Annotated in this window: 4 protein-coding genes and 1 pseudogene; 1 reads left to right on the forward strand and 4 read right to left on the reverse strand. The window is 42.4% G+C overall.

Annotation, left to right across the window (positions count from 1 at the left end; translation table 11 throughout):
- Positions 1–1,279: 1,279 nt before the first annotated feature.
- Positions 1,280–1,963, reverse strand: a pseudogene (locus QUB52_RS28065) (IS701 family transposase); the annotation flags it as partial.
- A 1,070-nt stretch (positions 1,964–3,033) separates the two neighbouring features.
- Positions 3,034–3,261 (reverse strand): hypothetical protein, encoded by a 228-nt coding sequence (locus QUB52_RS28075; RefSeq protein WP_265236587.1) that lies wholly within the window; start codon positions 3,259–3,261, stop codon positions 3,034–3,036.
- A gap of 46 nt (positions 3,262–3,307) precedes the next feature.
- Here QUB52_RS28075 and aspS point away from each other — a divergent pair, with 46 nt between their 5' ends.
- Complete coding sequence (gene aspS / locus QUB52_RS28080) at positions 3,308–5,107, forward strand: aspartate--tRNA ligase (RefSeq protein ID WP_332975552.1); 1,800 nt, start codon at positions 3,308–3,310, stop codon at positions 5,105–5,107.
- A gap of 172 nt (positions 5,108–5,279) precedes the next feature.
- Here the strand turns inward: aspS and QUB52_RS28085 are convergent, their stop codons facing one another.
- Positions 5,280–7,691: an NACHT domain-containing protein gene (locus QUB52_RS28085; RefSeq protein ID WP_332975551.1), complete on the reverse strand. Its 2,412-nt coding sequence runs from the start codon at positions 7,689–7,691 to the stop codon at positions 5,280–5,282.
- Between the two features lie 123 nt (positions 7,692–7,814).
- Positions 7,815–8,189: a hypothetical protein gene (locus QUB52_RS28090; protein WP_332975550.1), complete on the reverse strand. Its 375-nt coding sequence runs from the start codon at positions 8,187–8,189 to the stop codon at positions 7,815–7,817.
- Between the last annotated feature and the right edge of the window lie 28 nt (positions 8,190–8,217).

Raw genomic sequence — 8,217 nt, forward strand, 5'->3', positions numbered from 1 at the left:
GCTGCTTTTTGACCTGGAAAGTCGGTTTTGATCGGCGGTTGGTCATGAAGGGTAGGTAGAATTCTCCAGAGGTGAAATTGCTACTATATATAGATATGGGTAAACCAATACCAAAGATATTGCTGGGAAACTGGCTTTGCTTAACTTATATATAGTAATTCTTGTATCCGCTCAATCAAAGGGGGATCGCTCACTGACGAGCCTCAAATATCGCAAAATCGTTGCTAACACGGTAGTCTACCCCGATTTATTGAACAGATACCTGGATGTGATGAAAAATGAGATGACTCGTGGGGGAATTTTTTCACCACAAATAATGTCGCGACTGTGTTCGCCAATTGGTTGAATATAAGATTTTGGCAATCCTAATACACTAGCCCTGTCTGGCGTTTCTGCTGAGTCTGGATAAAAGTCTCTGAAACCATTGAAATCTCGAAGGCTGCGATCGTTAAATCTGCTTTTTTTAACAGGTGACTACGGACGCCAGCCTGTAGGATGAGGTAAATAAATTGATCGCACCAATACGCTAAGGGGCAATACATACCTACAGACTAGGGAATTTCAAGCGTTTTAGGGACTGAGAACCAAGCTCGGTAACACGCCAGACACGGGCTTCCGAATACACCCACAGGTTGGTACAAATCTAGTTGCTTCTTTTCTGAGCGGATTTCCCTCGCCCAGCAAGGGCCCTCCTTGATGGGTATTTGCCAGAGCTGGCTTCTCTGATTGCGTGAACCAATTCTGTGCGGCCGTAGAACCCTCCGGTCACAGTCATCCCGAAAGAAATCGGAAAATACACTGTCCAAATCGATGAATCGATGAACTGTGGTATGAAAGTATAGGACAAAGGGAATCAACGATCGGTCTGGGAACGCGATGGATGCCAAGACTTGGGAAGTGATTCGGATGTCAAATTGGGAAGCGCTCCTTGATATCTACTCAAGCATTATGGGATTCCCTACCGAGTGTCATTCGCCAATGTGCCAAGATTTATATCGACCATTGTCCCGTCTCTGTTAGGGTTTTAGGCTCGTAAACGGCATCAGTCTATCGCATCCGAAGGCTGATTAACCAGTTATATTGAACGATGGAATATAGCAATCATAGTTGATTTGCTAGATCTGGAAATGCTGAAATCACTGCTATACAAGTAGTCTAGTAATACAATCGGTCGTTAGGGAGCATCTCAGTTTTGCTATTGTAGTGCTGTCCCGTTCGCGAGTATTATAGGAGTTACGCATTGACAAAAAACATTATCTATGTATTCTCGACCATAGCATCACTCTGAAGGAAAGCCAAAAATATGCTCACGTATAACTAAAGTGAACATATTTCTTTGTACTTGATACCAATTACAAATTATCTTTTCAGACCGCATCAACTCCAATTTAACAAATGCTTGAAGTGAACAAAATATATGAGTTTTGATTGCATTGGTATCTCTAACCATGAACCGACAAATTGCACAGACTTGTTTGATTGCTCTATGAAAGTTTTCAATGCCCCAATGAATATCATGAATCGTGACAAATTGACTTCTAGTTGTTTCTCCGAGTTTTTCCGAGTTTGGCAAATATAAAATATAGTGTCTAGAGTCGTCTTTTTTTAACACTTTCCTAAACAATTTTATAAATCCAAATTCTTTCAAATGAGTGATTATTCCTTCATCTGGAATGTCCAGAATCCCTACTGCGCAATACTTTTGGGGTTCACTTGAGAGAGTTCTATTCTTTTTGACTGCGAATAAAAAGCCCAATTTCTGGTTTCTGAGAAATTTTAAATTTTCTACTCCTGAATACCAACTATCACCCGTAACTATTTTTGGCTTCACCCCCCAATTTATGATTTCCGTCATCATTTCTCTAAAATATTGATTTTTTGTTTTCCCCTCTTCTCGATCATATATTCTATAATTTATCGGGACTGAATTACCATTGATATCACTATAATACAGGGTAATTAGGTAGTCCTATTTAGGTAAGGATGGACATAGCTCTTTTCATGTAAGGCTTTCAGAGCTTGGAGCCAACCTTACAGACCTGAAGTATCCTGGCTTTTTTAATGTATTTGCAGCTACAAAGCCAAGACATGAACGAAATAATCAGCACTTTGAACCCTGTCCTGAGCAGATACTTGGATCTTTCTACACGGTAGTAAATCAATGAACTCCAGACTGCCAAGGAATTTCAACCATCCTTACCTTTAGGGCACTACCGGTTTTTCTATTACTGTATCATCAATACTCAGTATTCCTCCTTCTAAGTTGATAATCTTCCGAGCTGTCTCGAATAAATCTTTCGGTTCATATCTTTCTCTTAATAAAAAGCGATTGATAGAATCATGCGAAACATCTCCCAATATCTCTGCTAATCTATTACACCCCCCAAACTTTGGTTCTAAGAGCAAAAATAAAATATACTTTTCTGGCCTTGCATTGTGCTGTCGAGGGTTTGGTAGTTTTTATCATTGTCAAATACCTGTTTCTAGACCACTCATATTTATAAATGCACTATGAGAGTTATTTTGTCAATGCGTAAGTCCTAGTTACATACCTCGCGAACGGGGACGGCACTCAAAGAAAAAATCCTTGTTGCAAAAATGAGATACTCCCGATCGTTGGGTTGTTATCTTTTGCGACTCAGATCGGATTGCTATGATACCCTGACAGCAGCGAGTTTTGTGATTAGCAAGGAAGAAGTTTTTGTTGTCGAAGAAGTTGGAAAATCACTCTTGTGCTATTTGGTGGAACTTCCTTTATTACTACAAGAATCACCAAATTTGATTAGCAATGCGCTGAAGGTTCAACCGATTCAATTGTATTCATTTTTTACATAAAAGCACTATCTAAAATTATTTGACTGAGTGCTGATGCCGAAGTCTCAAATCTAAAATGGTATAAGTTTGTTGGCTTGCCAACTAAGTCGTTTGGATAAGATTTGTTTATTTACTTTGAACGACTCTGAACTCAGCATTTTTTTTGAGTCTAATGCTATGATAGCTTTACATAAACCTGAATCCTTCAGTATACCAAGCTCAATATTGCTGCCAACTGGACACGGGTAATTTCAATAGCCGATCGCACAATTTTTCGGCGACTGGGGTTAAGCGTAACAGCTCAATACCCAAAGCCTTCAGCCAATACAACAGCTTGGCTTGTAATTTTGCTATGGGTGGGCTCGGCACTTGCACTCTCATGCACTCAATACCAAAACCGCCGTGGCGATCGCCCCTGCATTTGCATTCAGCACCATGTTCAGGCATACTGCATAATTAAAAAGCTTTATTTTTAGTCTATAACTCCCAACCCATGAGAACTTACTACTGCGGTGAACTGCGAAGCAAACACATCGGAGAGACTGTCACCCTTTACGGCTGGGTGGATCGCCGCCGCGATCATGGCGGGGTGATTTTTCTCGATGTGCGCGATCGATCGGGTATTGTGCAAATTGTCAGCGATCCTGAACGCACCCCCGACTCCTATCACGGCGCTGAGTCTTTGCGCGGCGAATACGTGGTGAAAATTACCGGTAGAGTCACCAGCCGCCCCGAAGATTCCCTCAACCCCAAATTACCCACGGGTGAAGTAGAAATTTACGCTGACGAAATTGAGTTGTTAAATGCGGTACGCAAGCAGTTACCGTTTCAGATTTCCACGGCGGATAGTGAAAATGTGCGGGAAGATTTGCGGCTGAAATATCGCTATTTGGACTTGCGGCGCGATCGCATGAGTCGGAATTTGCAGCTTCGCCACCAAGTTGTCAAAGCTATGCGCCGCCACCTGGAAGACGTTGGAGGTTTTATTGAAGTTGAGACACCGATTTTAACTCGATCGACTCCTGAAGGTGCGAGAGATTATTTAGTACCCAGCCGCGTCAACTTGGGGGATTGGTACGCTTTGCCGCAGTCGCCGCAATTGTTCAAACAATTGTTAATGGTTTCGGGTTTGGACAGATATTATCAAATTGCCCGCTGTTTCCGCGATGAAGATTTGCGCGCCGACAGACAACCAGAATTTACGCAATTAGACATGGAAATGAGTTTCATGTCTTTGGAAGAAATCATCGAATTAAACGAAGGTTTAGTCTGCCAAATTTTCCAAAGTGTCAAAGGTGTAGAATTGTCTCGTCCTTTCCCGCGCTTGACTTACGCTGAAGCAATGAATCGCTACGGTAGCGACAAACCGGATACTCGTTTCGGTTTGGAATTAGTCGATGTTTCCGATTTGATGAAAGATTCGGGATTTAAAGTATTTTCCGGGGCGATTGCTGCGGGCGGAATTGTGAAAACTTTGCCGATTCCGGGGGGGAATGAGGCTTTTTCTAACGAACGGATTAAAAAAGGCGATTTGTTTAAGGAAGCCACGGAAGCCGGTGCGAAGGGTTTGGCTTTTATTCGGGTGCGGGAAAATGGCGAAATTGATACGATAGGTGCAATTAAGGATAATTTAACGGAAGCGCAAAAACAGGAATTGCTCGATCGCACGGGCGCGAAACCAGGTCATTTGTTGTTGTTTGCAGCAGCCGACGCGAATGCTGTCAATAAGACTTTGGATAGATTGCGTTTGTTTGTCGGTAACGAATTGGGATTGATTGACAAAGAGAAGATGAATCTGCTGTGGGTGACGGATTTCCCGATGTTTGAATGGAACGCTGACGAGAAGCGTTTAGAAGCTATCCATCACCCGTTTACTGCGCCGCATCCTGACGATATTCAGGATTTGAAGACGGCGAGAGCTCAAGCTTACGACTTGGTGTTAAATGGCACGGAAGTGGGCGGTGGTTCTCTGCGGATTTATCAGCGGGATGTTCAGGAAAAGGTGTTTGAGGCGATCGGCTTATCGACTGAGGAAGCTTACAATAAGTTCGGCTTTTTGTTGGATGCGTTTGAGTACGGAACTCCGCCCCACGGAGGTATTGCTTACGGTTTGGATCGGTTGGTGATGCTGTTGGCGGGGGAAGATTCAATTCGCGATGTGATTGCGTTTCCGAAGACGCAGCAGGCTGGTTGTTTGCTGACGAATGCGCCTGCTGGGGTGGATGATAAGCAGTTGAAGGAGTTGCAAGTGCGATCGACTTATACGCCCAAATCAGAGTCTAAAACACCTTGATAATTGCGACTTGATTAGTTGCAGGTAGATGTCGGCGGCGGGGCGATCGAGGTTATCGAATTTCCTGCCGTCGATGCAGAGGAGTTGGATAGAAGGCGTGCAGGTTGGTTTCGGTGAGTGGGGGGAGTTGGGCGAGTTGGGCGAGGTTGAGGGTTTAGACGAGGGGGGAAGTTTAGGTTTCGGTTAAACCGTGCCATGCGCGGTAGAAGTCTGGGTAGGGGAGGTTTTGGGCGCAGTGCCAGAGAAGTTGGTAATGCACCATATTATAGTCTAATGTGAGATATTTAGAGAGATATTCAATAATAAAGAGTAACTGAGCTTGTGTTTTTTTTGTTTCTTGTAACCTATATCCAATAACATATTTTAGACTTTCTGAGTTAGAAAATGTAATTATATTTAGCAATAATTTATAAATCTCTCTTTCCTCGTCAACTTTATTAGAATCAAGTAAAGGACTTAACAATTCAATTATTCTTGTTTTTTCATTAAAGTCTGTCACTATATCATTAACAAGTTTAATAAGATCTTGAATAATATCGTATTCTTGGTTAACCGTAAACTCTGAGTTTGCTGTTAAAACAGATTTCTTTTGAATTGATGCTAAGTATTTTTCTACTTTTCTCTGCGTAATAGATTCATGCTTTATGGGTATTTGGGCTAATAGCTCAACTACAAATTCTTGATGTATAGGTGAAATCTCTCCTAATGCAATAGCCAAATCACAGCGTAATCCATCAGTGCTAGTATCGTTTAAAATTTTCAGTAAAATTTCACTTGCTTCATTGACAAAATCAGGAGATATTTTGGCTAAGGTTTTGATTGCTGTGATTTTCGTTGATAAATCAATTCTGCTATCGATCAATTCTTTTAGAAAAAGTATAGCTGTCTGATTTTTTAATGCTATTTTACTTAAACTTCCAATCGCTTGATAGTGTACTCCACTAACTTTATATTCGGTAGCAGTTTTGGAACTCTTACAAATCAGAGAAAGTAATTTATTAATCACACGATCTGAAGTAGGATACATTTCTCCCAAACACCAAACTGCTTGACTGAGTATGAAGTCTTCATCTGTTCGATCGATGATTTCCAATAATTTTTCTCTAGCAAAATCAGTATTTATTTGTATTAGTGTTTGACGGGCTATTGGCGAATTCAACTCTAATAAGTAGTATTGCCATTCGTTATTTTCACTATTCCACCAACCCACTCCTATTTTAATTAGCCAATTTATGAAATAGTTTTTCCAATCATTATTTTCTAAATCTTGAATCAGCCAAGCTGCCAAGAACTGCGCTCGAAATTTATAAAAATCATGTTCATAGTAAGAGCAACCATATTCAAAATCTATCAATTTATAAATAAATTTTTCTTTTTCTTTATTATTTTCCAAATTTGTTCTGCCTATCCACAACAAAATCACTTGCTTCCACTGCGGCTCAAAAATTCGATATTTTTTCCCCGGCACCGGAAAATTAACATGATTCCGAGGCAGAAAATCATCCCAATCCTCCACTGCCAACGCTGCAAAATACTCCTGAAACGTGGCATGATAAAACACGCAAATCGCCTGTGGAAACCGTTCCACCCGATTCAACCACCCCAACTTCATCACTGCCTCAAACATCGGGCGACTTCCCAAAACCTTCAACACCCAACTTTCCCGCAACCGTAACCGCGAAACCTCTTCTTTCTCATCCATCGCCGCCAACGCCAACCGCGCCAAGGCTGTATCAATTGCCTCCCGTTGGTCTAAAATCTCCTCATCCGCCTTCCAGCGATACACCCAATCCACAAACTGCGCGTATAACCCCGCCTGCGTTTCCGGCAAACCGCCCCCCGTCTGCCAAATTAAACACAACATCCACAACCGCAAGGGATTCTGAATCAACTCCTTGAGACGCGAATTTTCCGACTCTGCTAACTCCGCCTCCAAACTCTCCCCCGTCGCTGCATCCCCCATCCCCGCAAACCAACGGCAAATATAGTCCTTCACCTGTTCGGGGTTAAACTCCAAATTGCGAAACACATCAAACCCCGAAAAAGCATTCTTATCCGCTTCCCAGACATTCACCCGACAAGTCACCACCACCCGCGCCGCCTGCACCCATGACCTTAATAAATCTTTCCCCAACTGCTGCATTCCTTGAGTGTGCGTCATTTCATCCACACCATCCAGCAACAGCCAAACCCGACTAATTTGCGCTTCTAAATCGCGGCGCGTCACTTCTCCCCGACACCGAGATAACCACACTTTTTCCAAATACTGACAGATATCTTGCTCGCCTAATTCAGCTAAATCTATCCAAATCGGCAACCCCAAATCTTGCTCTAAAATCCAATCGGCAATCTTCTGCAACCGCGTAGTTTTCCCCGCACCCGGTTCGCCAATAATCGCAATTTTTCGCCCTTGACTAATGTCGCTTTTCCCTTGTCGCAACACATCCTCAAAAAAGCGTTCTTCAGCAATGGGAATGAGTTTTTCTTCTTCCTTTTCTTCTGGCTGATCCCTTGAGGGAGGTTTGGACGGTTTGCGTTCAACAATCGCTAAGGGAACATAAACCCCATCCAGTTGCGGTGTCATCCCGCAGGCGTTGGTAAAGGGGTTGGTGGTGAGTTGCTGTTGTTGGGCGAGGTTTTGGCGGCAGATTTCTTGCCATTGTTCAATCGGAAGAAACTTTACCCGATTCTCTGCGGGCGACCCCAGTCAAAATGTGTTGTTGTTAAACGTATTATTACCTTGGAAGACGTTTTTAATGTTATCTGCTAACTTTTGAGCGTTGTAAACTGTAGGTTGCTCAGAGACGAAGTTAGAAAGCTTGGGATTGGGATCGGTTTTAGCCGCTGCAACTAACTCTTGAAGTAGTTGGGCAAATTGAGGATCGCGATCGGCTTCGATTTTAAAAGTTGCTACTGTTTTAGCGTAGTCTAATTCTGCTGGAGCCATTTCAATCGCAGTAACTGTTTCCGGTGACTTCTTCCGCAGTGAATCAAGAACTTTACCACTTCGCTCAATGACTGCTTCTCCCAGTTTGGTAGTAATAAATATGTAGTGAAATTTAATTACAGTAATTGAATACATAGGATAATTTTATAACTCACACAATCAA

It is taken from the genome of Microcoleus sp. A6-C6 (assembly GCF_036705955.1).
In the GTDB taxonomy this organism is placed as follows: Bacteria; Cyanobacteriota; Cyanobacteriia; order Cyanobacteriales; family Microcoleaceae; genus Microcoleus.

Excerpts from the sequence above, each read along its gene's own strand:
- QUB52_RS28090 (WP_332975550.1), bottom strand. The coding sequence starts at position 8,189 with ATGTATTCAATTACTGTAATTAAATTTCACTACATATTTATTACTACC.
- QUB52_RS28085 (WP_332975551.1), bottom strand. The coding sequence starts at position 7,691 with ATGACACCGCAACTGGATGGGGTTTATGTTCCCTTAGCGATTGTTGAA.
- QUB52_RS28075 (WP_265236587.1), bottom strand. The coding sequence starts at position 3,261 with ATGCCTGAACATGGTGCTGAATGCAAATGCAGGGGCGATCGCCACGGC.
- aspS (WP_332975552.1), top strand. The coding sequence starts at position 3,308 with ATGAGAACTTACTACTGCGGTGAACTGCGAAGCAAACACATCGGAGAG.